This window comes from Sphingomonas sp. (assembly GCF_041661885.1).
GTDB lineage: Bacteria > Pseudomonadota > Alphaproteobacteria > Sphingomonadales > Sphingomonadaceae > Sphingomonas.
Map to the genome: position 1 here is coordinate 560,252 of NZ_JBAZTL010000001.1, position 25,497 is coordinate 585,748.

24 protein-coding genes are annotated in these 25,497 nt (G+C 65.0%); 11 read left to right on the forward strand and 13 right to left on the reverse strand.

Translation table 11 applies throughout. The annotated features are described in order from the left end of the window. Window positions 1-54 precede the first annotated feature (54 nt). The gene (locus WC704_RS02775; RefSeq protein ID WP_372888446.1) at window positions 55-2,697 is read right to left on the reverse strand and encodes a TonB-dependent receptor; all 2,643 of its coding nucleotides are present in this window, start codon (window positions 2,695-2,697) and stop codon (window positions 55-57) included. Window positions 2,698-2,936: 239 nt separating this feature from the next. On the opposite strand from WC704_RS02775, the gene folE reads away from it, so the two are divergent. The 3 genes from folE to WC704_RS02790 are packed head-to-tail and all read left to right on the forward strand — an operon-like array spanning window position 2,937 to window position 4,662. Next, the gene (gene folE / locus WC704_RS02780) at window positions 2,937-3,557 is read left to right on the forward strand and encodes a GTP cyclohydrolase I FolE (RefSeq protein ID WP_372888447.1); all 621 of its coding nucleotides are present in this window, start codon (window positions 2,937-2,939) and stop codon (window positions 3,555-3,557) included. A gap of 5 nt (window positions 3,558-3,562) precedes the next feature. After that, window positions 3,563-4,309: an SDR family oxidoreductase gene (locus tag WC704_RS02785; RefSeq protein ID WP_372888448.1), complete on the forward strand. Its 747-nt coding sequence runs from the start codon at window positions 3,563-3,565 to the stop codon at window positions 4,307-4,309. Next, window positions 4,306-4,662, forward strand: a complete 357-nt coding sequence (locus tag WC704_RS02790; RefSeq protein ID WP_372888449.1) for a dihydroneopterin aldolase — start codon at window positions 4,306-4,308, stop codon at window positions 4,660-4,662. Before WC704_RS02785 ends, WC704_RS02790 begins: the two co-directional genes overlap by 4 nt. A gap of 127 nt (window positions 4,663-4,789) precedes the next feature. Here the strand turns inward: WC704_RS02790 and leuA are convergent, their stop codons facing one another. From leuA to miaA, 7 genes are all read right to left on the reverse strand, one after another. After that, complete coding sequence (gene leuA, locus WC704_RS02795; protein ID WP_372888450.1) at window positions 4,790-6,448, reverse strand: 2-isopropylmalate synthase; 1,659 nt, start codon at window positions 6,446-6,448, stop codon at window positions 4,790-4,792. A 162-nt stretch (window positions 6,449-6,610) separates the two neighbouring features. Next, window positions 6,611-7,252, reverse strand: a complete 642-nt coding sequence (locus tag WC704_RS02800) for a TMEM175 family protein (RefSeq protein WP_372888451.1) — start codon at window positions 7,250-7,252, stop codon at window positions 6,611-6,613. Continuing rightward, a complete protein-coding gene (locus tag WC704_RS02805) occupies window positions 7,249-7,878 on the reverse strand; it encodes a YceI family protein (RefSeq protein WP_372888452.1) in 630 nt (209 codons plus the stop codon). The genes WC704_RS02800 and WC704_RS02805 overlap by 4 nt, the downstream gene beginning before the upstream one ends. A gap of 128 nt (window positions 7,879-8,006) precedes the next feature. Further along, window positions 8,007-9,026 (reverse strand): ketol-acid reductoisomerase, encoded by a 1,020-nt coding sequence (ilvC, locus tag WC704_RS02810; protein WP_372888453.1) that lies wholly within the window; start codon window positions 9,024-9,026, stop codon window positions 8,007-8,009. Window positions 9,027-9,130: 104 nt separating this feature from the next. Further along, window positions 9,131-9,646 (reverse strand): acetolactate synthase small subunit, encoded by a 516-nt coding sequence (gene ilvN, locus WC704_RS02815; protein WP_372888454.1) that lies wholly within the window; start codon window positions 9,644-9,646, stop codon window positions 9,131-9,133. After that, window positions 9,646-11,403, reverse strand: a complete 1,758-nt coding sequence (locus WC704_RS02820) for an acetolactate synthase 3 large subunit (protein ID WP_372888455.1) — start codon at window positions 11,401-11,403, stop codon at window positions 9,646-9,648. The genes ilvN and WC704_RS02820 overlap by 1 nt, the downstream gene beginning before the upstream one ends. 75 nt (window positions 11,404-11,478) lie before the next feature. Beyond that, window positions 11,479-12,411 (reverse strand): tRNA (adenosine(37)-N6)-dimethylallyltransferase MiaA, encoded by a 933-nt coding sequence (miaA, locus tag WC704_RS02825; protein ID WP_372888456.1) that lies wholly within the window; start codon window positions 12,409-12,411, stop codon window positions 11,479-11,481. Between miaA and serB the strand changes: the two genes are divergently transcribed. After that, complete coding sequence (gene serB / locus WC704_RS02830; RefSeq protein ID WP_372888457.1) at window positions 12,404-13,285, forward strand: phosphoserine phosphatase SerB; 882 nt, start codon at window positions 12,404-12,406, stop codon at window positions 13,283-13,285. The two genes, miaA and serB, sit on opposite strands and share 8 nt — an antisense overlap. A 4-nt stretch (window positions 13,286-13,289) precedes the next feature. On the opposite strand, the gene WC704_RS02835 is transcribed toward serB, so the two are convergent. Further along, window positions 13,290-14,288: an SPOR domain-containing protein gene (locus WC704_RS02835; RefSeq protein ID WP_372888458.1), complete on the reverse strand. Its 999-nt coding sequence runs from the start codon at window positions 14,286-14,288 to the stop codon at window positions 13,290-13,292. A 174-nt stretch (window positions 14,289-14,462) separates the two neighbouring features. On the opposite strand from WC704_RS02835, the gene WC704_RS02840 reads away from it, so the two are divergent. The 3 genes from WC704_RS02840 to WC704_RS02850 are packed head-to-tail and all read left to right on the forward strand — an operon-like array spanning window position 14,463 to window position 17,089. Next, the gene (locus WC704_RS02840; RefSeq protein WP_372888459.1) at window positions 14,463-15,179 is read left to right on the forward strand and encodes an AAA family ATPase; all 717 of its coding nucleotides are present in this window, start codon (window positions 14,463-14,465) and stop codon (window positions 15,177-15,179) included. Between the two features lies 1 nt (window position 15,180). Then, window positions 15,181-15,714: a hypothetical protein gene (locus tag WC704_RS02845; protein ID WP_372888460.1), complete on the forward strand. Its 534-nt coding sequence runs from the start codon at window positions 15,181-15,183 to the stop codon at window positions 15,712-15,714. A gap of 22 nt (window positions 15,715-15,736) precedes the next feature. After that, window positions 15,737-17,089, forward strand: a complete 1,353-nt coding sequence (locus WC704_RS02850) for a tetratricopeptide repeat protein (RefSeq protein ID WP_372888461.1) — start codon at window positions 15,737-15,739, stop codon at window positions 17,087-17,089. An 18-nt stretch (window positions 17,090-17,107) separates the two neighbouring features. On the opposite strand, the gene WC704_RS02855 is transcribed toward WC704_RS02850, so the two are convergent. Both WC704_RS02855 and WC704_RS02860 read right to left on the reverse strand, forming a co-directional pair. Beyond that, window positions 17,108-18,343, reverse strand: a complete 1,236-nt coding sequence (locus WC704_RS02855) for a dihydroorotase family protein (protein WP_372888462.1) — start codon at window positions 18,341-18,343, stop codon at window positions 17,108-17,110. After that, complete coding sequence (locus WC704_RS02860; RefSeq protein WP_372888463.1) at window positions 18,340-19,326, reverse strand: aspartate carbamoyltransferase catalytic subunit; 987 nt, start codon at window positions 19,324-19,326, stop codon at window positions 18,340-18,342. The genes WC704_RS02855 and WC704_RS02860 overlap by 4 nt, the downstream gene beginning before the upstream one ends. Window positions 19,327-19,477: 151 nt before the next feature. On the opposite strand from WC704_RS02860, the gene WC704_RS02865 reads away from it, so the two are divergent. Continuing rightward, a complete protein-coding gene (locus tag WC704_RS02865; protein WP_372888464.1) occupies window positions 19,478-19,891 on the forward strand; it encodes a hemerythrin domain-containing protein in 414 nt (137 codons plus the stop codon). On the opposite strand, the gene ruvX is transcribed toward WC704_RS02865, so the two are convergent. Both ruvX and WC704_RS02875 read right to left on the reverse strand, forming a co-directional pair. Further along, entirely contained in the window at window positions 19,888-20,352 is a 465-nt protein-coding gene (ruvX, locus tag WC704_RS02870) for a Holliday junction resolvase RuvX (protein WP_372888465.1), read from the reverse strand. The two genes, WC704_RS02865 and ruvX, sit on opposite strands and share 4 nt — an antisense overlap. Before the next feature lie 115 nt (window positions 20,353-20,467). Further along, window positions 20,468-21,571 carry a DUF3089 domain-containing protein gene (locus tag WC704_RS02875; protein WP_372888466.1) on the reverse strand — a complete coding sequence of 368 codons (1,104 nt, stop codon included), beginning with the start codon at window positions 21,569-21,571 and terminating at the stop codon, window positions 20,468-20,470. Window positions 21,572-21,696: 125 nt separating this feature from the next. On the opposite strand from WC704_RS02875, the gene WC704_RS02880 reads away from it, so the two are divergent. The 3 genes from WC704_RS02880 to gatA all read left to right on the forward strand — a co-directional run bounded on the left by WC704_RS02880 (window position 21,697) and on the right by gatA (window position 25,442). Continuing rightward, window positions 21,697-23,502 (forward strand): DUF4153 domain-containing protein, encoded by a 1,806-nt coding sequence (locus WC704_RS02880; RefSeq protein ID WP_372888467.1) that lies wholly within the window; start codon window positions 21,697-21,699, stop codon window positions 23,500-23,502. 37 nt (window positions 23,503-23,539) lie between these two features. Beyond that, window positions 23,540-23,842 (forward strand): Asp-tRNA(Asn)/Glu-tRNA(Gln) amidotransferase subunit GatC, encoded by a 303-nt coding sequence (gene gatC, locus WC704_RS02885; protein ID WP_372888468.1) that lies wholly within the window; start codon window positions 23,540-23,542, stop codon window positions 23,840-23,842. Window positions 23,843-23,957: 115 nt separating this feature from the next. Continuing rightward, complete coding sequence (gene gatA, locus WC704_RS02890; RefSeq protein ID WP_372888469.1) at window positions 23,958-25,442, forward strand: Asp-tRNA(Asn)/Glu-tRNA(Gln) amidotransferase subunit GatA; 1,485 nt, start codon at window positions 23,958-23,960, stop codon at window positions 25,440-25,442. Window positions 25,443-25,497: the final 55 nt, after the last annotated feature.

Here is a 25,497-nt window from a genome sequence, read left to right on the forward strand (position 1 = left end):
AAGGCCCGCTTTCCGGTGTCGGAAAACGGGCCCTGCACGGTCATGACGACTCGGTTAGAATTTGAAGCGGATCGTACCGCCATAGGTGACGGGCTGGTTGGGATAGCCCGATACGCTACCCGATTGCGCCACCGACGAGAAGATCGTCGTAATATACTGGTTGTTGGTAACGTTACGTCCCCAGGCCGAAACTTCCAATCCATTCTCGAACTGGAGCGTGGCAGCGAGGTTGAGTTCCTTGACCTCGCGTTCAATTTTGAGGACGCCTTCGGCGATCTGGACCGGGGTCTGATAGTCGAAGTCACCGCGCAGCAACAGCTTCATCCCGTGGGACAGTTGTTGGGTATAGGTGGCCCCCACCGATGCGGCGAATTCGGGGATACCGGCCGGACGCGTTCCGGACAGGTTTACCGGCCCGACGGTGTAGGTGCCCGCAACGATCGCGCCGCCATTGGGGAAGGAATCGTACTTGGGATCGAGGTAGGTGACCGCCCCGTTCAGCGTTAGCGCCTTGAACGGCGTCACGCTGCCGTCAAATTCGATGCCGAAGGTCGATTGCTTGGGCGCGTTGAGCAGCGAGAAGCCGGTACCGGTGAACACATTGCTCTGGAAACCGGTAATCTGCTGCTGGAACACCGCCAGGTTGAAGGCGAAGCTGCGATATTGCCCCTTGATACCGCCTTCGATCACGCGCGATTTTTCAGGACCGGCAAAGCGCGAGCCCGAGCCGAGGTTGACGACCGCAAGGCCCGCCGTGCGCAGCGCAATCAAATCGGCCGCGGTCGGGCGGCTGTCACGCGACAGGTTGACCGAACTCGCCTTGAAGCCCGTTGCATAGGTCACATAGGCGTTGAGGTGGTTGTCGAGCTTGTACGCCGCGCGCAACGTGTAGGAGAAATTGCCGTCGCTGGTCTTGCCCGGTTCAACCGCATTGGGAACGTTCTGGAATGGCGGCAGGAACTGGAGCGGGCGTAGCCCAGCGAGCGGGTTGGCGGCAGGGTTGTTCTGGTTGGCATTGGCATTGGCCAGTGCGCCCGCGTTGATTGCACTGAAAGCCGCCGGGTTGGCGCCTGCGAACGCCCCGATTTCGGCTGCGGTGGCCGAGCGGCCAAGGCCCAATTGCGTGCCGATCAATTGCGCAAGGCCGCCCTGATAGAGCAACTGGTTACGGAACGGTGCATATTGCGGTGCGTCGAAGTTGATGCTCGAAAACACGTCGCTGCTGACCACGTTGGTCGAGAAGCGCTTGCGATCATCGGTATAGTTGAACCCGGCGGTCAGCGTCAGGCGGTCGACCGGCTTGAAATCGGCTGTGCCGAAGATCGAGAAGGATTCGTCCTTCAACGCATAGGATTCGTTCAGCCCGTCGCCTGTGCGGAAAAAGGTCCCGGTATATTTTGCCGGATTGCCCTCAAGCGCGCCGAAGGTCGATTCCAGCGTGGCAACGTTCAGCGCCCCACCGGTCGCGCCCTGGATCAGCGCATTGCCATAAGGGCGGAACTGCGACCCGAAGGTGATCTGGTTCCGCTGGTTGATCTTCTCGTTGAAATAGAAGCCCCCGAGCAGGAAGTTGAGTGGCCCTTCGAAATCGGTGGCGAGACGCAATTCCTGCGTAAACGTATCGATCCCGACATTGGCCGAATTCCGCCCGATCAAATCGGCACCGGTGAAATCCGAATCCTGGTTGGTGGCGCTTTTCACTTCACGATAGGCGGTGATCGAGGTCAGGCCGAATTTGCCGAAATTGTAATCGGCCTGGATCGACCCGCCATAGTTGTCGATTTTGTTGCTCGACAGAAAGTTGTTGTAAACTCTGTACGAAAATACGTTCTGCGCGTCGATCCCGGTGCCCCCGGCGAGCGCATTGACGATCGCGCCAGTGGGGCCGTTGATGAGGTTGCCAGCAACGCAGCAATTTTCGTCGATCCGATCGTAATCGCCGATCACGCGGATCTTGAAGTCAGCATTGGGCTGGAACAGCAATTGCCCGCGAATGCCCCAACGGTTGCGATCGTTGACGTTGGTTTTTTGCTGGACGTCATAGGCATAGCCGTCGCGGCGATTGTAATTGCCGCCGATGCTGAAGGCGAGCGTATCGCTGATCGGACCGGTGACGGCCCCTTTCAGCACGACCGCATTGTAATTGCCGTAGGTCGCCTCTGCCGTACCACCGAATTTGAAGGCGGGTTCGGCGGTGACGATGCTGATGATGCCAGCCGACGCGTTCTTGCCGAACAGCGTCGATTGTGGTCCGCGCAGCACTTCGATGCGCTTGAGATTGGGCAAATCCGAAATCTGTGCCGCCGAACGCGAGCGGTACACACCGTCGATGAACACGCCGACCGAGGGCTCGATACCCGCGTTGTTGGCGCCATTGCCGAAACCGCGAATGATGAAGTTGGTGTTGGCCGAGCTTTGCAACTGGTTGACGCGGAGCGACGGCACGACGCTTTGCAAATCCTTGAGGTCGCGAATTTGCGCTTGCTCGATCGTCGCAGCGCTGGTTACCGAAACCGCGACCGGTGTGTCGAGCAGGGTTTGTTCGCGTTTGGTCGCGGTGACGACGATGTCGTCGCCATCGGTATTGGCCTCGGCCTGGGGTGCAGGAGCGGGGGTGGAAGGGGTGGTTTGCGCAAGCGCCGATGTGGCAGAAAACATCGCCAGAGCCGACGCTGCAAGCAATTCGAACTTCTTCATGATGGCATCCCCTTGATGGTCAGCCCCAGTCTTGCGCCGGGTGCCGGTTTTCGAATTTAGGGTTTGTGAAATAGCGTGTCGTTGAATCGCCCGTCAATGACATAATAAGAGGGAAACTGCGGTGTTGCGCCGGTGTGGTCAAAATAGAACAGTTTCTGCGTGAGCAAAAATTCATGTTGCAGTACGGCGAAGTGGGTGTGCCGTAACGGCAAGGGCGTTCCATAGGATAAGGGAAAACGATGGGCGATAGTTCAGACGCGGGTGAAATTGGCGATCTGGTCGCTGCGCCGGCCAAGATTCCGGTGCCCGACGAGGTGGCTGAAGCGGTGCGAACGTTGATCCGCTGGGCCGGTGACGACCCTGGGCGTGAAGGTTTGCTCGAGACGCCGCAGCGAGTCGCGCGGGCGTGGCGGGAGTATTGCTCGGGCTATGCCGACGATCCGGCGATCCATCTGGCGCGGATCTTCGAGGAAGTGGGCGGCTATGACGAGATCGTGCTGCTGAAGGACATTCCGTTCCAGTCGCACTGCGAACATCACATGGCCCCGATCATCGGCAAGGCGCACATCGCCTATCTGCCGGGCAATTACGTTGTCGGCATATCCAAGCTGGCACGGGTGCTCCATGCCTTCGCCCGCCGTCTGCAAGTGCAGGAGCGGCTGACGGCGGAGGTTGCGGATTGCATCTGGAACAATCTCAAGCCGCTGGGCGTGGCGGTGGTGATCGAGGCGAGCCATGCCTGTATGACCGCGCGCGGCGTGCGCACGCCGGGCGTGGCGATGGTCACCAGCCGGATGATGGGTGTGTTTCGCGACGACGAGCGCAGCCGCAAGGAAATCCTCGCCTTGATGGGGTGCTGATCGCAATGACGCGAACCGTGCTGGTGACCGGGGCCGCGCGCCGCCTGGGCGCGGTGATCGCGCGGCATCTGGCGGAGGAGGGGTGGCGTGTCGCGATCCACCACCTGCATTCGGCGGAGGATGCGGATCGTCTGTCGGCGGCCTTACCCGGCTCCACGGTGTTGACCGGCGATCTGTCTGACCCGGTGGTGCCGGGCGCGTTGGTTGCGGCGGCGCGGGCAGCGTTTGGCGCGCCGCTTGTGGCGGTGGTGAACAGCGCGTCGCTCTTCGACTATGACACGCCGCCGGAGGTGAGCGCGGTGTTGTTGCGCGGCCATTATGCGGTCAATCTGGAAGCACCCGTGCTGCTCGCCAATGCCTTGGCCGCGCAGGACGATCTGGCGGTGGGTGCGGTGGTCAACGTGCTCGACCAGAAGATCGTCAACCTCAACCCCGATTTCTTCTCTTATACCTGCGCCAAGTTCGCGCTTGCGGGTGCGACAACGATGCTGGCGCAGGCATTGGGCCCGCGCATCCGCGTCAATGCGGTGTCGCCGGGGCTGTCTTTGCCGAGCGCCGACCAGAGCGAGGCCGAATTTGCCGAGGCAGCGCGCAAGAACCTGCTGCAACGCCCGGTCGACCCGCAGGACATCGCTCGCGCGGTCGCCTTCCTGCTGGCGGCACGCGGGGTGGGGGGGCAGAATGTGTTCGTCGATTGCGGGCAGCGCTTCCTGCCGCGCGCGCGCGACGTGATGTTCGAGGGGCGGATATGAGCGTGCACTTCACCACCATCCTCGATGGTCTCGAAGTGACGATGGGGCTTGGCATCCATCCGCACGAACTCGCGGCGCGGCAGCGCGTGATCGTCTCGGTACGGATGGAGGTGGTCTATCCCGCGCCACCCGCCGAAGATCGCATCGACGCGGTGCTCGATTATGATTTCGTGCGCGCGGGCGTGCAGGCGCTGGTGGCCGATCGCCATTTCCATTTGCAGGAAACTTTGTGCGAAGCGATCGCGGACCTGTGCCTCGCCGACCCGCGCGTCGAGCGGGTGATGGTGCGGACCTCGAAGCCCGACGTGTATCCCGATGCGGCGGTCGGATGCGAGATCGTGCGCGGGCGGTAGCAATTTCGGTCTTGTCCGATTGCCCCCGGTTCGGGCTGAGCCTGTCGAAGCCCCGCTCGCCTGAAGCGAGGATCTGGGGCCTGCAAAGACGGGCCCTTCGACAGGCTCAGGGCGAACGGGAAGGGCGCTACGCCCGGTTGGCCGCGCTGAGCACCGCGCGCACGCTGGCGGTCGCGATGTCGGCGTCGATGCCGACGCCGAACACCGTTCGCCCATCACCCGTGCGACATTCGACATACGCCGCCGCCTGCGCATCCGCGCCGTGGCCGATGGCATGTTCGCTATAATCGACCACGTCGAGCTGCGGGCCAGTCGTCTCGCCAAGGGCCGCGATGACGCCTGAGATCAAGCCATTGCCGCGCCCCGAGATCGAACGCTCCTCGCCATCGACCGCGACGTGGCCGACGAACAGCCGGTCGCCGACGCTGCCGCTCTCATTATAATCGAGCAGCCGGAAGCGGTCTTCGTCGCGCGCGAGATAGGTCGCCTCGAACAGGCCCCAAATGTCGGCGGCGTTCATTTCGCGGCTGGTTTCGTCGGCGAGGCGCTGCACATGGCGGCTGAAATCGGCCTGCAGGCGTTTGGGCAGTTTCAGGCCCTTGTCCTGCTCGATCACCCAGGCGACGCCGCCCTTGCCGGATTGCGAATTGACGCGGATCACCGCCTCATAGCTGCGCCCGAGATCAGCGGGATCGATTGGCAGATAGGGCACTTCCCACAGCGTATCGTTCTTGGCTTCCTGCGCAGAGAAGCCCTTCTTGATTGCGTCCTGATGGCTGCCCGAAAAGGCGGTAAACACCAGGTCCCCGGCATATGGCGTGCGCGGATGCACGGGGAGCTGCGTGCAATAGGTAACGGTGTTGACGATCGCGTCGATGTCCGAAAAGTCCAGTTTCGGATCAAGGCCTTGCGTGTACATGTTGAGCGCGACGGTGACGAGGTCGCAATTGCCGGTGCGCTCGCCATTGCCGAGCAAGCAGCCCTCGACGCGGTCAGCGCCCGCCATCAACCCAAGCTCGGCGGCGGCGACGCCGGTGCCGCGATCGTTATGCGGATGCAGGCTGAGCGCCACTGTGTCACGCCCCCGGATATTGCGCCCGAACCATTCGATCTGGTCGGCATAGACGTTGGGCGTCGCGCATTCGACCGTGGCGGGCAAATTGAGAATGAGCTTGTGGTCGGGCGTTGGGCGCAGCACGTCCATCACCGCCTCGCAAACCTCGAGGCTGAAATCGAGCTCGGCGGTCGAGAAGGTTTCCGGGCTGTATTCGAAAAACCAGTCGGTGTCGGGCTGGGCGGCGGCCTGGTCGCGCAGGATCATCGCGCCATCGATCGCGATTTGCTTCACCTCGGCGCGGGTCATGCCGAACACGATCTTGCGCCACGCCGGGCTCACCGCATTGTAGAGATGGACGATCGCCGCGCGCGCGCCGCGCAGCGACTGGAAGCTCGTTTCGATCAGGTCGCGGCGCGATTGCGTCAGCACCTGGATCATCGTGTCGTCGGGAATGCTGCCTGATTGGACCAGCCCGGAAATAAAATCGAATTCGGTCGCACCCGCCGCCGGGAAGCCGACTTCGATTTCCTTGATGCCGACCTTCACGATCAGGTCGAACATCCGCTTTTTCTTCTCGGCATCCATCGGGTCGATCAACGCCTGGTTGCCGTCGCGCAAATCGGTCGAGAGCCAGCGCGGGGCGGTGGTGATGGTCTGCGACGGCCAGCGCCGGTCGGGCAAGTCGATGGTGGGAAAGGGGCGGTATTTGGTCGAAGGGTCACGCAGCATGATGTGTCTCGCTCGGTATCGCGGATCGGCGTTCGGGGCGGTTGATCCCTTAGGCGGGTCGCGCGCGGCCAGCGGGCGCGCGGCGAGGGGCGCGCCTAAGGGCGCGTAAGTCGAAGCAGCGAAAGAAGCAGGGCCTGCGTCATCGTCCGGCGGGTTAGCAAGTCACGGGGTAGGCTGTCCAGTCCGGGATTCAAACAGTCGGTCGAAGGGACTATTGGGCAGGAACCACAGGATCGCGACCAGCAGTGCACAGGCAACGCCGAGCCAGGGGGAGACAAAGCTGAGCGGCATCCCCACCAGATACAAGATGATCGCGACGATACCCTTGCGCAACGTCGCCACATGATAGCGGCTGGCGCGTACGCCCTGCACCCCGGTCGCCCGGATCACGCGCTGTAGCCAGGCGTAAGCGATGGCCGGGACGAACATGGTAACGAGATAGACGAGTGTCGCGTCGCGGCTGAAATGCTGCTCGCCGAGATAGGCGGTCGAAAACGGCACCAGCGACAGCGAAAACAGCAGCGCCATGTTGGACCAGATGAGCCCGTTGCTGACCACCGTCGCATGGCTGAACAACCGGTGATGGTTGGACCAATAGAGCGCGACGTAGAGATAACTGAGCGCATAGGCGAAGAAGATCGGCCATAGCGCCCATAAATGCCCCAGTCCTGCTGCGACCGGCGGGTGCAGCTCGAGCACCATGATCGTGACGATGATGGCGATCACCCCGTCCGAAAACGCCTCGACCCGGCCCACGCCGGGGCGGCCTTCGATGTCTTCGGACGGGGGGATCGTTTGGTTCACTGCAGCTCGAATGCCGCGTTGATGACCAGCACGGTTTCATCCGACACGACCGGCACATATTTGCTGACGCCAAAGTCCGAGCGATGGATCACCATCCGGCCAAGGAAGCCGAGCGAAGCCTTCTTGCTGAGCGGGTTGGTCGCCGCGCCGAACAGCTTGGCACGGAAGCTGACGGGCTTGGTTACGCCGTGCAGCGTAAGCGTACCGTCGACCGAAACGGCATCAGTGCCGAGCGGGGTGACCTTGGTCGAATGGAAGGTCGCGGTGGGGAACTTGGCGGCGTCGAACCAGTCGGCCTCTTTCAGCTCGCCGGTCAATTTGGCGCTGGTGGTCTGGATGCTGGCGATCGGAATGGTCACGTCAAGCTGGGTGGCGGCGGGCTTGGCCGGATCGAGCTTGAGCGTCCCGCTCGCATCGGAAAAGGTGCCGGCATAAGGCGAAATGCCGAAATGGCTGACGCTGAAGGTAACCTGGGTATGATAAGGCTCTACCGCATAGGTGCCGGCCTTTACATCGGCGACGGTGCCCGCCCCGTGCAGCGTCTCGGGCTGCGCGATTTGTGCGATCACGGGTGCGCCGAACAGCAGGACGGCGGCGGTGGCGGTGTAGAGGTGGGTAAGGCGCATTGCGGTTCTCCTGTTACGTGGCGCCCAAGTGCGGCGCAACAGGCGGCAGCGTCAAACGCTGTTTCGGCAACGATCCGTTTCGTGGAGGGCGCGTGACGCGCCCTCCACCAGAACCGAAGGAATGTGGCTCAATTCTTGGTCTGGTCCACCAGCTTGTTGGCACCGATCCACGGCATCATCGCGCGCAGTTCCGCACCGACCTTTTCGATCGGATGCGCGGCGGCGGCCTTGCGTGCTGCCTTTAGCTCGGGTTGCCCCGCGCGGTTGTCGAGCACGAAGTTCTTCACGAACCGCCCGCCCTGAATGTCGGCGAGGACGCGCTTCATCTCGGCCTTGGTCTCGGGCGTGATGATGCGCGGGCCGGTGGTGATGTCGCCATATTCGGCGGTGTTGCTGATCGAATAGCGCATGTTGGCGATGCCGCCTTCATACAGCAGATCGACGATCAGCTTGGTTTCGTGCAGGCACTCGAAATAGGCCATTTCCGGGGCGTAACCGGCCTCGACCAGCGTCTCGAACCCGGCCTGGATCAGGTGGGTGATGCCGCCGCACAGCACGGCCTGCTCGCCGAACAGATCGGTTTCGCACTCTTCCTTGAAATTGGTCTCGATAATGCCCGAGCGACCGCCGCCGACACCCGAGGCATAGGCCAGGCCGATGTCATGCGCGTTGCCGCTCTTGTCCTGATGGATCGCGATCAGGCAGGGAACGCCGCCGCCCTTCACATACTCACTGCGCACGGTGTGGCCTGGGCCCTTGGGCGCGATCATGATGACGTCGAGATCGGCGCGCGGCTCGATCAGCCCGAAATGCACGTTGAGGCCATGCGCAAACGCAATCGTCGCGCCCTGCTTCAGGTTTGGGTGGAGATCGTCGGCATAGATCGCGGCCTGATGCTCGTCGGGCGCGAGGATCATGGTGATGTCGGCCCAGGCGGCGGCTTCGGCATTGGTCATCACCTTGAAGCCGGCCTCGGTTGCTTTCTTGGCGGTCGCCGAACCGGCGCGCAGCGCGATGGCGATCTCCTTGACGCCCGAATCGCGCAGGTTCTGGGCATGGGCGTGGCCCTGGCTGCCATAACCGACGATGGCGATCTTCTTGTCGGTGATGAGGTTCAGATCGGCATCGGCATCATAATAAACGCGCATTGTCATTCCTCTTTCGTCATTCCCGCGCAGGCGGGAATCCATACCCGCAGACGCTCGTGATTATGGATCCCCGCCTGCGCGGGGATGACGTTCTTTTTGTAGGCTCAGATCGCCTTGTCCCCTCGGGCGATGGCGACGATGCCGGTGCGCGCGACTTCGCACAGCCCGACTTGCCGCATCAGCGCGATGAAGCCGTCGATCTTCTCGCGACCGCCCGTCAGTTCGAACACGAAGCTGTTGATGGTGGTGTCGACCACCCGCGCGCGAAACACGTCGGCCAGACGCAGTGCCTCGATCCGGTGTTCGCCGAGTCCCGCGACCTTGAGCAAGGCCAGTTCGCGCTCGACATGCGGCCCGAGCGCGGTGAGATCGGTCACCGAATGCACCGGCACCAGCCGGTCGAGCTGCGCCATGATCTGCTCCATCACATGCGGGCTGGCCGAGGTGACGATGGTGATGCGGCTGACCGCCTGATCGGCGGTGACGTCCGACACGGTCAGGCTCTCGATATTGTAACCGCGCGCGGTGAACAGCCCGGCGATGCGGGCGAGAATGCCCGGCTCGTTATCGACCATCACGGCCAGCGTGTGCCGCTGCGTTTTTTCTTCGGTGATGTGCATTAGACCAGCGCCTTCGCTTCGTCGTCCATTTCGCCCGACACTTCGCTCGATGCGAGCAGCATGTCGGTATGGGCTGCGCCCGAGGGGATCATCGGGAAGCAGTTGGTGAGCTTTGCCACGCGGCAATCGACCAGCACCGGCCCGTCATGATCGAGCATCGCGGCGATGCCGTCGTTGAGTTGATCCACGCCTTCGATGCGGATGCCTTTCCAGCCATAGGCCTCGGCCAGCTTCACGAAATCGGGCAATGTGTCCGAATAGCTTTCGGCATAGCGGCTCGAATAGGTCAGTTCCTGCCACTGGCGGACCATGCCCATATATTCGTTGTTGAGGATGAAAATCTTGACCGGCAGGCGATATTGCATCGCCGTCGCCAGCTCCTGGATGTTCATCTGGATCGAGGCTTCGCCGGCAATGTCGATGACCAAAGCCTTGGGATTGCCGAGCTGCGCGCCGATCGCGGCAGGCAGGCCATAGCCCATCGTGCCGAGGCCGCCGCTCGTCAGCCATTTGTTCGGCGCTTCGAAGCCGAAATGCTGGGCGGCCCACATCTGGTGCTGGCCGACTTCGGTGGTGATGATGGGCCCGCGCTTGTGCGTCGCCTCCCACAAAGCGCGGATCGCGCGTTGCGGCATGATTTCGGCACCGGTCTCGGCGAAATCGAGGCTTTTCACCGCGCGCCAGCCCGCGATCATCCGCCACCATTCGGCAAGATCGGGCTTGGGATGGCGGCGGGCCTTGAACACGCGCACCATGTCTTCCAGCGCATGGCCGACATCGGCGACGATTGGCAAATCGACGCGGACATTCTTGTTGATCGACGAGCGATCGATGTCGACATGGATCTTGCGCGAATAGGGGCTGAACGCATCGAGTCGCCCGGTCACGCGATCGTCGAAGCGCGCACCGAGACACAGGATCAAATCGGCCTTGTTCATCGCCAGATTGGCTTCGTAGGTGCCGTGCATTCCCAGCATCCCGAGCCATTGCGGGCCGCTTGCCGGATAGGCTCCGAGACCCATCAGCGTCGAGGTGACCGGCGCACCGCTGATCCGCGCCAGTTCGCACAGCAATTGGCTCGCCGCCGGCCCGGCATTGATGATGCCGCCGCCGGTATAGAGGATCGGGCGCTCGGCGGCGGCGAGCATGTCCATCGCCGCCTCGATGCTCGCCTGATCGGCCTTCACTTGCGGGCGATAGGTCTTGTGGCGGATCGGACCGGGCTTGGTGTAGCGCGCGGTGGCGACTTGCACGTCCTTGGGGATATCGATCACGACCGGGCCAGGGCGACCCGAGGTGGCGATGTAAAATGCCTCATGGATCGTCGCGCCGAGCTTGGCCGGGTCCTTCACCAGATAATTATGCTTGGTGCAGTGGCGCGTGATGCCGACGGTGTCGGCCTCCTGAAACGCGTCAGTGCCGATCAGCGCGGTCGGCACCTGACCGGTGATGACCACCATCGGAATCGAATCCATCAGCGCATCGGTGATGCCGGTGACGGCATTGGTCGCGCCGGGGCCGGAGGTGACGAGCACGACGCCGGGCTTGCCGGTCGAGCGGGCATAGCCCTCGGCGGCATGAGTCGCGGCTTGTTCATGGCGCACCAGAATATGCTTGATGCGACCGCCCGCGGCATTGTGGCGGAACAGCGCGTCGTAAATCGGCAGGACGGCACCACCGGGATAGCCGAACACAACCTCCACGCCGAGATCGCCCAGCGCCTCGATCAGGATGTCTGCTCCGCTTTTCTCGGTCACGTCTCGTCTCCTTCGACGCTGCGGCTTTAGCAGCGTTGGAGCGGCGCTGCTAGTTGCACGAAATGTGCGTGTCAATCACTTATTGTGTAATAATCTATCTATTTCGAAAGATAGTTCGATTGTTTCTAACGCGTTGCTATGCCTCCAACTCGACGGGGGTTGGTTGCGGAACCAGGTATATTGCCGCTTGGCATATTGGCGTGTGGCGATACGGGTGAGATCAAGCGCCTGATCTTCGGTCATTTCTCCGGCCAGAACGGCCAGCATTTCGGGCACGCCGATTGCGCAGCGGATCGGCGCGGTGGGGGGGATGTCGGTGCGGTCGCGCAATGCCGCCACTTCGGCGCGGGCGCCCCCAGCAAACATCGCCGCCGCGCGGGCATCGCAGCGCGCCATCAGCCAGTCGCGGTCGGGCAGCAGCACGAGCGCGGCGAGCGCCACGCGCCCGCCGATTCCGCCGCTGCGCGCCGCCTGCCAGTCCGCCAGCGGTTTGCCGGTTGAGCGTACCACTTCCAGCGCGCGGGCGACGCGGGTGGTGTCGGCGGGCGCGAGCCGCGCGGCGGCGGGCGGGTCGAGCAGAGCCAGCGCGGCATGGGCCTCCACCACCGGCAGCGCGCGAACCGCCGCGCGGATTTGCGGGTCGATCTCCGGCACGGGCGCGATGCCGTCCAGCAAGGTTCGCAGATACAGGCCGGTGCCGCCAACCAGCACCGGCAGCTTGCCCGCAGCGTGCGCGGCGTCGATTTCGCGCGCGGCCTCCGCCGCCCAGCGCGCCGCCGAATACCCGTCCGCACCATCGACATGGCCGAACAGCCGGTGCGGCACGCGCGCTTCGTCTTCTACGGTCGGGCGCGCGGTCAACACGCGCAAATCGCGGTACACCTGCGCCGAATCCGCATTGATAACGATGCCGTCGTGGCGTTCGGCAACCGCAACCGCGAGAGCGGACTTGCCGCTTGCGGTCGGCCCTGCGATGAGCGCGAGCCTCGGGAGGTGACGTGTGTTCATTGCAACGCTGATAGCATCGGATAGTCTGGCTGCGGGTGAAATTTCCGCGGCGATGGATCGGCTGGAGGCGGCTGGCTGTTCGCCTGTCGCACAGGGCTGGATCGAGCCCGGCAAGGCGGCGGACATCGCCTTTGGCCTCGCATCGGATGCCGCGCGCACCGCGCTGGAGGGCGTGTTTCCCGGCATCGACGTCGTGGTGCAGCAGGCGGACGGACGTGAGAAAAAGCTGCTCGTCGCCGACATGGATTCGACGATGATTACCGTCGAGTGCATCGACGAACTCGCCGATTATGCCGGGATCAAGCCGCAAATCGCGGCGATTACCGAAGCGGCGATGCGCGGCGAACTCGATTTTGAAGGGGCGCTCGATGCGCGGGTCGCTTTGTTGGCGGGGCTGGATGAGGCGGTGATCGAGCGTTGCCTGGCCGAACGGGTGACAATCATGCCGGGGGCCGTCGCCTTGATCGGCACGATGCGCGCGCGCGGCGCGACCGCGATCCTCGTTTCGGGCGGATTTACCCGTTTTGCAGAGCCGGTGGCGGCGCAGATCGGTTTCCACCGCGCCATTGCCAACCGGCTGGAGATTGCGGGCGGAGTCTTGTCGGGCACGGTGACCAAACCGATCATCGGCTCCGACACCAAATTGCAGACGCTGCTCGCCGCAACCGCCGAGCTGAACCTGCCGCCCGAGGCGACGCTGGCGGTGGGCGATGGTGCGAACGATCTCGCGATGATCCGCGCCGCCGGGCTGGGCGTGGCGTATCACGCTAAGCCCGTCGTGGCAGCAGCGGCCGACGCGCGGATCGACCAGGGCGACCTTTCGGCCTTGCTCTATGCGCAGGGCATTCCGCGCGCAGAGTGGGTCGGCGCGTAACGCGTTATTGGTTGACCGGCACGCAGGGGCGCACCGCGCCGCACGCCGCCGCCGCCGCCGCGCGGGAGGGGTAGGGCCCGACCAGCACGCGCGTCAGCGCACCGCCCTTGACGTAGCTGACGCTGGCCCCGGCAAAACGTCCGCCGACCTGGCCCCACAATTTGCGCGCATTGCCAGGATCGCCAAAGGCCCCGAGCTGAACGTGCCAGCCACCGTGGCCAACCGCCGGGGCAGGGGGCGTATCGGCCATCGCAGCGGCGCGGGGCGCCGCGCGCGGCTTCGCCGGGGTGGAGGGAGGCGAGGGCGCAAGTGAAACGATTTGGGGCCGGTTGCCGACGTTCGGGTCATATTGCGACGGCGGCAAGTCGGTTCCCTGCATCGCCGTGCTGGTCCCGCGTCCGGAAATTTCGGGCGGAAGCTGCGGGCGTTGTGCCTCGGCCTCATATTGCCGCGCCAGCACCAGCCCTTGCTGGCGCTGGGCGGTCGGGATCAGCGTATCCATTTGCGCCTGCACTTCGGAAGCGCCCGGCGTGCTCGCGGCGGCGGAGCGCACCAGCAGCGCATAAGCGCGTGGCCAGTCCTTCGCGACATTGTCGCCATTGAACAGCATCGTCCCCAAAACCAGCTCGGCGCGCGGTTCGCCCCGCTTCACCGCCTTTTCGAGCCAGGGCAGCGCCTCGGCGCGCTTTTTCTGGTCGAACAGCACCAGGCCATATTTCGCCTCGGCCTCGATATGGCCCTGCATCGCTGCCTTGCGGAACCAGCTTTCGGCGATCGGAATGTCGACGGGCACGCCGCGCCCGAGCGAATAGGCTTGCCCCAGGTTGAATTGCGCATCGGCATCCCCCGCAATCGCCGCAGGGCGCCACTCATCGACCGCCTTTCTATAGTCGCCGCGGCTCCAGGCATCGACGCCATCGCGCACATCCGCGACGGCAGGCACCGCAGCCGCACCGACCGTTAGCAAGAGCCCGGCCACGCCAAGGATCAGCGCATTGCGCATAAAAGTGGTTCCGTCCCGTGTTTCTTCAACCGATCATGCCTTGTAGCCGCATCATGGCAAAGATTTTGTTACATGCACTCATCCTAAAGGGGGAGCAGTCCCCCAACCGTTAACCGTTCCTTGAGGGATGGCATGGCAGGCATGGCTCTCGAATAGCGGGAGTGAAAGGGGCTCATGCGCGTCCTCGCGATGGCATCTCAAAAAGGCGGATCGGGCAAGACCACCTTGTCCGGGCATCTTGCCGTTCAGGCCCAGCTTTCCGGGGCAGGTCCGGTCGTGCTGATCGACATCGATCCGCAAGGGTCGCTGTCCGATTGGTGGAATGAACGGCAAAGCGAATATCCCGCCTTCGCGCAGACCACGGTCGCGCGGCTGGCGGCCGATCTGGAAGTGCTGCGCCAGCAGGGTTTCCGGTTGGCGATGATCGACACGCCGCCCGCCATCACGATGGCGATCCAGAGCGTGATCGCGGTGGCCGAGCTGATCGTCATCCCCACGCGCCCGAGCCCGCACGATCTGCGCGCGGTCGGGGCCACGGTCGATCTGTGCGAACGCGCAGGTAAACCGTTATTGTTCGTCGTGAATGGCGCAACGCCCAAGGCGCGGATCACCTCCGAAGCGGCGGTCGCGCTGTCACAGCACGGCACCGTCGCGCCGATCACGATCCACCATCGCACCGATTTCGCGGCGTCGATGATCGACGGGCGCACGGTTATGGAAGTGGATGGCAATGGCAAGTCGGCGCAGGAAATCCGCGACTTGTGGACCTATATCTCGGACCGGCTCGAAAAGAATTTCCGGCGCACTGTGTTTGCAGCGCCCAACGTCGCCAACGGTTTCGGGGCGCAACGTCCGGCAGCGGGTGGTTTCGGCCGCCGGGTGGTGAGCTGAAATGAGCATGTTCGGTCAGCAAAAGCCGCTCGCGTCGCTCTCCTCGACGCTGCTCGCGCGCAAAGGGCAGGCCAAGCCCGCGATGCGCCCGCAGGGCTTTGGCGGGTTCGGCGCGATGCCGGGCGCACAGGACGATCTCGGCTGGAACGACATGGGCGATCATCATGCGCCGATGGTGGAGGTGGCCCCGGTTCCCCCGGTTCCCCCGGTTCTGGTCCAGCGCGAAGTGCTGCGCGAGGAGTTCGCCGCGTCCGCGCCGGTCGAAGCCGCGCGTCCGATCGTGATGAAGCCCGTATCGGTTGCCACCGCCAGCCGGATCGAACGCGAAACCAAGAAGAAGCACGGCAAGCGCCGCCCCAAATCGGCCTTCACGCTGCGGCTCGATGAGGACCGGCACCTCCGGTTGCGGCTCGCCAGCGCACTGCACAATGCGTCCGCGCAAACGCTGGTGACCGAAGCGCTCGACCAGTTCCTGCAATCCCTGCCCGAAGTCGACCAGTTGGTGCGCCAGCTTCCGACGCGGGCTCAGCGTTAGCCATCCCTGAGGGGGAGATACGATGAAGACCCGGTCCGCCATCACTTTCGGCCCCCTGACGCTGGGGCTTGCGCTTTGCCTGGCGGGGGGCACGCTTGCCGCCGTCGCCACCTCGACCATCGCCGCCGCAAGCGCGCGCGAACAGTCGCGGGCGGAAAAGCACGGTCGCGTGGAAGCGGCTGCGGCGCAAGCCGCGCTCTCACATGGTAAATTCGACGTTGCGATTCGTCATGCCGAGGCGGCGGTGGGCGATCAGCCGCAGGTCGCGGCTTATCGCCTGTTGCTCGGGCAAAGCTATCTCAAAGGTGGGCGCTTCGCTTCGGCGCGCGACGTGTTCGCGGACGTGCTGTCGCTCGATGACGGCAATGGCAAGGTCGCGCTGAACCTCGCGCTGGCACAGATTGCGACGGGCGATTGGGCCGGCGCGCGCACGACGCTGGATGCCCATGCGGTAACGATTCCGGTCAGTGATCGCGGCCTGGCGATGGCGCTGGCGGGCGATCCGGTCACGGCGGTCGAAGTGCTGGGGCCGGCGGCACGTGCGCCCGATGCCGATGCCAAAATCCGCCAGAATTTCGCGCTCAGCCTGGCGCTTGCCGGGCGGTGGCGCGAAGCGCAGACCGTGGTGGCGATGGATATCGCCCCCGCCGACGTCGCCAAACGCATCCTGCAATGGTCGACCTTTTCGCGCCCCACTTCGGCGTCGGATCAAGTCGCGGCGCTGCTTGGCGTGACGCCCGTGGTCGATCCCGGCCTGCCGACGGCGCTGGCGCTGAACAATTCACGGCCCGCGACGACGGCCCCCGCGACAACGGCCTTGGCCGCAGCCGCGCCAATCGATACCTACATGCCGGGCAAGGCCGAGGCTGCGCCCGCTGTAACACCGGCACCGCTTGCCGTGGCTGCGGCCGAGCCGGAAGCCAAACCGATGGTCGGGCCGAGCATCGCCGGGGTCGTCTTTGCCGAGCGCAAGGAAGTCGTCCAGCCCTTGCCGGTGGCGGTTGCCGATGTGCGGGCCAAGCGGGGCGCAGCCGTGTCGCGCGCGGCGGTCGCGGTTGCGGCGGCGCCGCGTGCCACCGCGAAGGGCAGCTATTTCGTTCAGCTCGGTGCGTATGACACCGCAGGCGTGGCGCACGATGCGTGGGGCCGCGCCTCACGCCGCTATGCCGCCTTTGCCGGGCACACGCCGCAGGGCATGAGCGTCACTGCAGCAGGCCGGAGCTTCTATCGCCTGTCGGTGGGCGGCTTCGCACGCGGCGATGCCGTGGCAATGTGCCAGGGTTACCGTGCCCACGGTGGCACCTGCTTCGTCCGTGCGGGCGCGGGGGATCAGGTTGCGATGTGGGCCAAGGGGCGCGAACTGGCCTCGCGCTGAGCATAAGCGCGCTGAGCATCAGGCCGGAAGCGCGAGGGTGCTTCCGCCCTTGAACAGCCGCAGCACCTTGCCCTGAACCGGCAAGCCGTCGAACGGCGTGTTGCCGGCCTTGGCGTGCAAGCGGCTGCCATCGACTTGCCAGGGAGCGTGCGGGTCGAGCAGCAGCAGGTCGGCGGGCGCACCGGCTGACAGCGTTCCCGCCGCAACCCCCATCACGCGCGCGGGATTGGCGGCGAGCAGCGCGAACAGCCGTTCCATCGTGATCGTCTCGTCGCGCACCAACCCCAGCCCCAGAGCAAGCAGCGTTTCCGCACCCGCCATGCCCGAGGCCGAATCGGCGAAGGGCAGGCGCTTTTCCTCGGGGCCATGCGGATCGTGGCCCGAACACAGCACGTCGATCGTGCCATCGGCCAGCGCCGCCAGCGCCGCTTGCCGGTCGCTTTCCGACCGCAAGGGCGGCGACAAGTGCGCGAAGGTGCGGAAATCGGTCATCGCGATATCGGACAGCATGAAATGGGCAGGCGTAATGCCGCAGGTGACCCGCACGCCGCGCCGTTTGGCCGCACGGACCAGATCGAACCCGGCGGCGGTGGTGACTTGGCGAATGTGCAGTGCAGCGCCGGTTTCCTCGGCCAGCATCAGGTCTCGCGCGATGGCGAGCGGCTCGGCAATGGCGGGGGCGGCGGGCAGGCCCATGCGCGTCGCGGTCTCGCCTGCGGTCGCCACGGTGCCCGCCGTCACCCCGCCATCTTCGGCATGGGTGATGACGGTCAACCCGAGATCGCCAGCATAAGCCAGCACTTTGCGCATCACGCCCGAATCCGCGATCCAGCCGGCACCGGTGCCGACCGCGCGCGCGCCAGCGTCACGGTTGATTGCCATTTCGGCGAGGTCGGTGCCCGCGAGCCCGCGCGTTGCCGCCGCGATCGGGTGAATCCACAGGCCCGGCCGCCCGATCAGCGCGGCGCGCTGCACGATGCCGGGGTCGTCGAGCACGGGCGACTGATCGGGCATCAACCCGACGCGCACGATGCCACCAGCATGAAAGGCGGGCAGGTCGATCGCGAACACGCCGAGATCGATGATCGCGGGGGCGAGCACCTGGCCGCCGCAATCGATCGTCTCGACGCCCTCTGGCACGTCGATGAGGCCGGTCGCAACGATCGTATCGCTCTCGATCAGCACGCCGCCCGCCGACACGCCCGCCACCGGGCAGACGAGCGTCGCGTTGAGCAGGGCCAGCGTCCGGCTCATGCCCAACCCGCCACGCCGCGCGACCGCCGCGTCAACACATCGAGACAGGCCATGCGCACCGCCACCCCCATTTCGACCTGCTCGGTAATCGCCGAGCGCGCGTGATCGGCCACGACCGAATCGATTTCGACGCCACGGTTCATCGGGCCGGGGTGCATTACCAGCGCATCGGGCTTGGCGCGCGCGAGGCGCTTTTCGGTGAGGCCATAGCGCAAATGATATTCGCGGTTGGACGGCACGAAGCCGCCATTCATCCGCTCATTCTGCAAGCGCAGCATCATCACGACATCGGCCCCCTCGAGCGCTTCGTCGAAATCGGTAAAGGGCGTGACACCCATTCGCTCGATTGCGGCGGGCATCAGCGTGGTCGGGGCGCACACACGCACGTCGGCGGCGAGCGCGGTCAGCGCGAGGATGTTCGAGCGCGCAACGCGGCTGTGCAGCACGTCGCCGCAAATCACCACGCGCTGCCCCGCGATCGACCCGCGCCGCCGCCGGATTGTCAGCGCATCGAGCAGCGCTTGCGTCGGATGTTCGTGCTGCCCGTCGCCAGCATTGAGCACCGGGCAATCGACCTTGCCCGCGATCAGCCGCACCGCGCCCGAGGACATGTGGCGGATGACGATCACGTCGGCGCGCATCGCGTTCAGCGTCATCGCGGTGTCGATCAGCGTTTCGCCTTTCTTCACCGAGCTTTGCGCCGCGTGCATGTTGACGACATCGGCCCCGAGCCGCTTTCCGGCGATTTCGAACGACAGCAGCGTGCGGGTCGAATTCTCGAAAAAAGCGTTGATCTGCGTCAGTCCGCCGAGTCGCTTGTCGCTGATCGCGCGGGTGCGATTGGCGGCGACCCAGCCATTGGCCTCGTCGAGCAGAAACACGATTTCATGCGGTTGCAAACCCTCGATTCCGGTCAGGTGCCGGTGCGGGAACACGGCACGCCCGGGGATGAGCGAGGCGGGTCTGTGATCGGAAGGTTGCATCGAGAGCGTCGGGTAGCGGCGCGCGCGCGCGGTGGCAAGGCAGGCCTGACGATCCGCCGTGTAAAACGCAATTTTTGATAACATTCCATTAGGATAGGTGCGTTACGCAGGTGCAACATCAATGTGGGTGTGGAGCGGGGGGGGGGGCGTATTGATCGGACGTGCGGTTCTAGCGGAGGAGCATGAGGAGCTCTGCGCGATAGCGAAACAGATTCTCGCCGAGATCGAGGCTGATGGCCCGAGCGATGCGTTGTCGGGGTTGCGCTGGCGGCTCAATCGGGTGCTGACCAAGCATCTCGCGATGGAGGACCGGCTGCTTTATCCCATGTTGCTGGCGAACCGGAAGACGGCGCCACTGGCGGAGCCACTGCTGGTGGATGTGGCGGCGATGGCGGAGGCCTTTGCTTCATATCACGCGGCCTGGCCGATCGAGCGCATTCAGAACGAGTGGGCGGGGTTTCGTACCGCGACGCGCGAGATATTGCAGGCGCTGCGGCGGCGCATCCTGCGCGAGGAGCACGATTTGTTCCCGCGCGTATCCTGGCCGGGGGCGGACAACCGCTAAACCGCCACCAGCGCGTCGATCGCGCCCTGCAAAATATAGGCGGCTGCCATCTTGTCGACCAGTTCGGCACGCTTGGCGCGGCTGGCGTCCTGTTCGATCAGCGTGCGTGTCACCGCGACGGTCGACCAGCGTTCGTCCTGCAGGAAGATCGGCAGTCCCAAATCCGCCATGTTGCGGGCAAACGCGCGGCTTGATTGGCTGCGCGGGCTTTCGCTGCCGTCGGAGAGGTTGAGCGGCAGGCCGATGACGATGCCCTTTACCTGCTGCGCCGCGATCAGCTCGGCGAGCGCGATTTTGTCCTTCTGGAACTTGGTGCGACGGATGAGCAGGGCGGGGGAGGCGAAGCTCCACCCGGCGTCGCACAAAGCGGAGCCGATGGTCTTGGTGCCGACATCGAGGCCGATCAGGCGGCCACCGGTGGGGAGGGCGGCGCGGAATTCTGTGCGGTCGGTGGTGATCATGCGCACTTTCCGTTCGTGCGGAGCGCGTCGAAGCACAGCTCTCCAAACGCGACCGACCCGCTTGCGGAGACGGGCCCTTCGACGGGCTCACGGCGAACGGGGCGGGGGGGCGGCATCATTGCTTGTCGAACGCCGCCAGCCGCCGTGCCGCGTCCGCCCGCACGTTCGCCCAGAACAGGCTGTAGTCATAGACGTGGTAATTGTTGCCGGGCAGCACATAGCCGCCGAGCGCGGGCGGGGTGCCGATCAGCAACAGGCCGCGCGCGTCGCAGCGGGCGGGGACGCGCTTGGGTTCGATCGTCGCGCTGGCGAGATCGGGGGCGGGGAACAGCGTGCCGAGATTGGCGTCGGCGGTGGCGGCGGCATCGGGCGTGCCGGTCAGCGGGTTGGTGCAGATCATCGGCGTGCCGCGGCGCGGCTTGCCGTCGGTGCCGGTGCTGGCGGCATAAGCGTCGAGGATCAGCGCGGGATCGGCGGGTTCGGCGAAGCTTTGCCACGACAGCAGGCACCCGGCCTGATCGGCGGTGCGGCATTCGGGCAGGCCGAGCGTCGGCACGTCGACGGTGCGCGAGACCGGCCAGCCGATGAGGTAGGCCGCGACGATGCGCCGGGCGAGCGGCTTGCCCGCGACCTTCTCGCGCAACAGCCGCAGTAGATGCAGGGCACCCTGGCTGTGCCCGGCGAGGATGATCGGGCGATCTCCGGCCTGCGCGAGGAAGGCGTCGAAGGCGGTGGCAACGTCGCCATAAGCGAGGTTCAGCGCCTGGTTGGCGGCGGCCTGCGTCGTCAGGAACGCACCGAAGGTCGCCTGGCGATAGCGTGGTGCCCACACATCGCCGACTTCGTTGAACACGCTTGCCTGCGCGCGCAGGAACAGTTCCGCGCGGGCATTGGCCTCGGCATCGTCGAGCGGCGCATTCCAGCGCGCGCGGTTGAGGTAGGATGTCGGGTGGAGGAAGAATACCGCTGCCTTGCTGTCCTTGCTCGGGGTATAGCCGACCGGAGTCCATAAGGCGGGGTTGCCGGACTTGTCAGGCCGCGCGAGCCACATATCGGCGCGCCCATAAGCAGCGGCGGGTTCGGGCGGCAGCGCGACGAAGGCGGCGCGCGGCACCATCGCCAGTTTGATGAGATCGACGCCCCAGATCGCATAAGCAAAGCCGCCCGCGATCACGAGCACGATCAGAACCGCAAAGGCATAAAGGAACTTACGTGCCACGCGCGGGGTCAACCTTTCTGGAGGAGCGATGCACTGGTCATGCGATTTCCGTGCAGCAGGATGACGACGCTTGCAATCGCCTTGGCGTTGGCGTCCGGTCGTGTCCGGAAGCGGGGAGCAGCCAGATGACCGAATCGACCGATTTCGAAATGGATGCGGGATGGCGGTTGCGTCCGCTGATCTTGGCGATCGTCGGGGCGCTGGCCGCGCTGGCCGCGCTGGCGGTGCAGCAATTGCTTGATGTCGGTCGCCCGGTCCGCTTTCCGTCGGTCGACCCAGAAAACTGGCGAATCGCGCTGACGACGGCCATCGGCACGGGTGCGGTGACCTTCGGATTCGCGCTGGAGTGGCGGCGGGCGCATTGGGCGGTGGTGTTCGGTGTGGTGGTCGGCGCGGTTGCCGGGCTGGTGTTCTACTGGAATGGCGGCGGCTGGGGGATGTGGCGGGATTGGCACAGCGCCAGCCTGTTTCTGTCGATCGCGATCGCCGTGCCGCTGTTCCAGACCGCGCGCGACGAGGCGGCGTGGCGATTCCCTTATGCCGATGTCCACGGACATGCCTGGACCAACGTCGTCTTGTGGTGCGCGTGCTGGCTGTTCACGGGGATCGTGTTCGCGCTGGCGTGGTTGCTGTCGGCGCTGTTCGAGCTGATCGGGCTGCATTTCCTGCGCGATCTGTTGCAGCATAATTGGTTCGTCGCTGTGCTGTTCGGCGCGAGCTTCGGCGCGGCGCTGGGGCTGCTGCGCGAACGCGACGGTGTGCTGCGGCTGTTGCAGCGCGTGGTGACATCGGTGCTGGCGGTGCTGGCACCGGTGCTTGGGCTGGGGCTGCTGGTGTTTCTCGTCGCCTTGCCGTTCACCGGGCTGAACGCGCTGTGGGAGGCGACCAAATCGACCACGCCGATCCTGCTGAGCTGCGTGATCGGCGCGCTGATCTTCGCCAATGCGGTGATCGGCAATGGCGAGCAGGAGGAATTGCGCAATCCGGTGCTGCGGGTCGGCGCGATGGTGCTGGCGCTCGCAGTATTGCCGCTGGCGGTAATCGCGGCGATCGCGACGGGGCTGCGGATCGATCAATATGGCCTGACGCCCGATCGGTTGTGGGCGGTGGTGTTCGTCGCCTTTGCCACCGCTTATGGCGTCGTTTACCTCGTCGCGCTGGCGCGCGGGCGGATGCGCTGGGGTTCGTGGGTGCGGCCGAGCAATTTGCGTCTGGCCTTTGTCGTCGCGGGGGTTGGGCTGGTGCTGGCGACGCCGCTGCTGAGTTTCAATGCGCTGTCGACCGCCGATCAGGTCGCGCGACTCGAATCGGGCAAGACCGCCCCTGAGAAGTTCGACTGGGCGGCGCTGGCGTTCGATTTCGGTGATCCCGGCAAAGCGGCGCTGAAGCGGCTGGCGGGATCGAAGAACCTCGTGGTCGCGGCGCGCGCCAAGGAGGTGTCTGGCAAGACCAATCGCTGGGACGTCGCGGCGATCGACCGCACGCAGACCGACGCTGATCTGCTGGTGAAGCGGTTGCGCGTGTTGCCGGTGACGGTGCCCGTGCCGCTCGCCTTGCGGGCCAAGCTCACCGATTGGCAGGGATGCGGGACGGGGCGGCAGGATCGCTGCACTGTGTTGTACACTCCCGGCGCCAGCGAGGCGGTGTCATTGTCGCAAAGCTGCATCGACGATCTGGCGCGCGATCCCGAAGAAAAAGGCGTGCGCGGTGTTCCGGTTGTCCGGGGGCTGCGATCAGGCTGCGGCGGCTCGCGCTACCAACGGGCGGGCGATACATGGGAGCGTGTCGATGAAAACACGCGAGCCCCGCTCACGCCCGCCGAGCGCGCCGCGCTGAAAGCCGGGGACGTGGCGGGCAAGGTGGAGATCCGTTCGGTGCCCGCGCGCCGGGTCTTTGTCGGGGGCGTTCCCGTCGGCGATCCGTTCGAATAGGTTGCGCAAGGCTTGGGCGCTCTGCTAGCCGCGATCCATGCCAGTCGACATCGCCACCGTCCGCAAGATCGCGAGTCTTGCCCGTATCGCCATTACCGAGGAAGACGCCGCGCGCATCGCGCCCGAGCTCGACAACATCATGGGATGGATCGAGCAATTGGGCGAGGTGGATTGCACCGGCGTCCAGCCGATGACTGCGGTCATCCCCAACCATCTGCGCCTGCGCGACGATGTCGTGAATGCCGATCCGCTGACCGGCGGCGGCATTCGTGACGCCGTGCTCGTCAATGCGCCCCAGGCCGAACACGGTTTCTTCACCGTGCCCAAGGTGATCGAATGATGTCGGCACGACAGCCTTCGATCATCCCCGCATCAGCGGGGATCCAGAAAACAGAGACGCTGCGCGCGTTGCCCTGTGCCCCCGCTTTCGCGGGGGAACGGGAAGGGATGATGAAATGACCGACCTTACCGATCTCGGCGTTGCCGCCATCCGTGATGGCGTGCGCGACGGCAGCTTTTCCGCGCGCGAAGTGGCCGAGGGCTTCATCGCCAATGTGTCCGCCGCCACGGCGCTCAACGCCTTCCTCGTCGAAACCCCCGATCATGCGCTGGCCGCTGCCGACGCCGCCGATGCCGCGCGCGCCGCTGGCGAAACGTTGAGGCCGCTGGCGGGCGTGCCGATCGGCATGAAGGATTTGTTCTGCACCAACGGCGTGCCGACCACCGCCGCCAGCCGCATATTGGAGGGGTTCACCCCGCCCTATGAATCGACGGTCTCGGCCAATCTGTGGAGCGCGGGCGCGGGGATGCTGGGCAAGCTGAACCTCGACCAGTTCGCAATGGGATCGTCGAACGAGACCAGCGCCTTCGGCAACGTCATCTCGCCGTGGCGCCGCAACAATGGCGATACCGCGCCGCTTGCGCCCGGTGGGTCTTCGGGCGGGTCGTCCTCGGCGATCGCGGCGCGGCTGTGCCCGGCGGCGACCGGCACCGATACCGGCGGATCGATCCGCCAGCCCGCCGCCTTTACCGGCATTTCGGGCATCAAGCCGACCTATGGCCGCTGCTCGCGTTGGGGCACGATCGCTTTCGCTTCCTCGCTCGATCAGGCAGGACCAATGGCGCGCGACGTGCGCGACTGCGCGATCATGCTCGAGGCGATGGCCGGGTTCGATGCCAAGGACGCGACCTCGCTCGATTTGCCGGTGCCCGCTTGGGAAGCTGGATTGTCAGGCGATCTCAAGGGTAAGCGCGTCGGAATTCCCAAGGAATATCGCGTCGACGCGATGCCGCCCGAGATCGAGGCGCTGTGGCAGCAGGGGATCGAATGGCTGAAGGATGCGGGCGCGGAGATCGTCGAAGTTTCGCTGCCGCACACCAAATATGCGCTGCCGGCGTATTACATCATCGCGCCCGCCGAAGCCTCGTCCAACCTCGCTCGCTATGACGGCGTGCGCTATGGCCTGCGCGATTTGCCCGAGGGGGCAGGCTTGCAGGATATGTATGCCGCGACCCGCGCTGCCGGTTTCGGCGATGAAGTGAAGCGCCGCATCATGATCGGCACTTATGTGCTGTCCGCAGGCTTTTACGACGCCTACTTCACACAGGCATCGAAGGTCCGCACACTGATCGCGCGCGATTTCGAACAGGCCTGGGCCAAATGCGATGTACTGCTGACCCCGACTGCACCTTCCGCCGCGTTTGCGCTGGGCGAAAAGTCGGCCGACCCGATCGCGATGTATTTGAACGACGTGTTCACCGTGCCGTCTTCGCTCGCTGGGCTCCCGGCGATGAGCGTGCCGGGCGGGCTGGACGGGCAGGGGCTACCGCTCGGGCTTCAGATCATCGGCAAGGCACTGGATGAGCAGAGTGTGCTGAACGCTGGCCTCGCGATCGAGCAACGCGCAGGCTTCACCGCGCGGGCGGAGCGTTGGTGGTAGATTGGTTGCGTCATCGTCCTACGTAGAAATTCACGGAGCACGGTGGACGGTATTA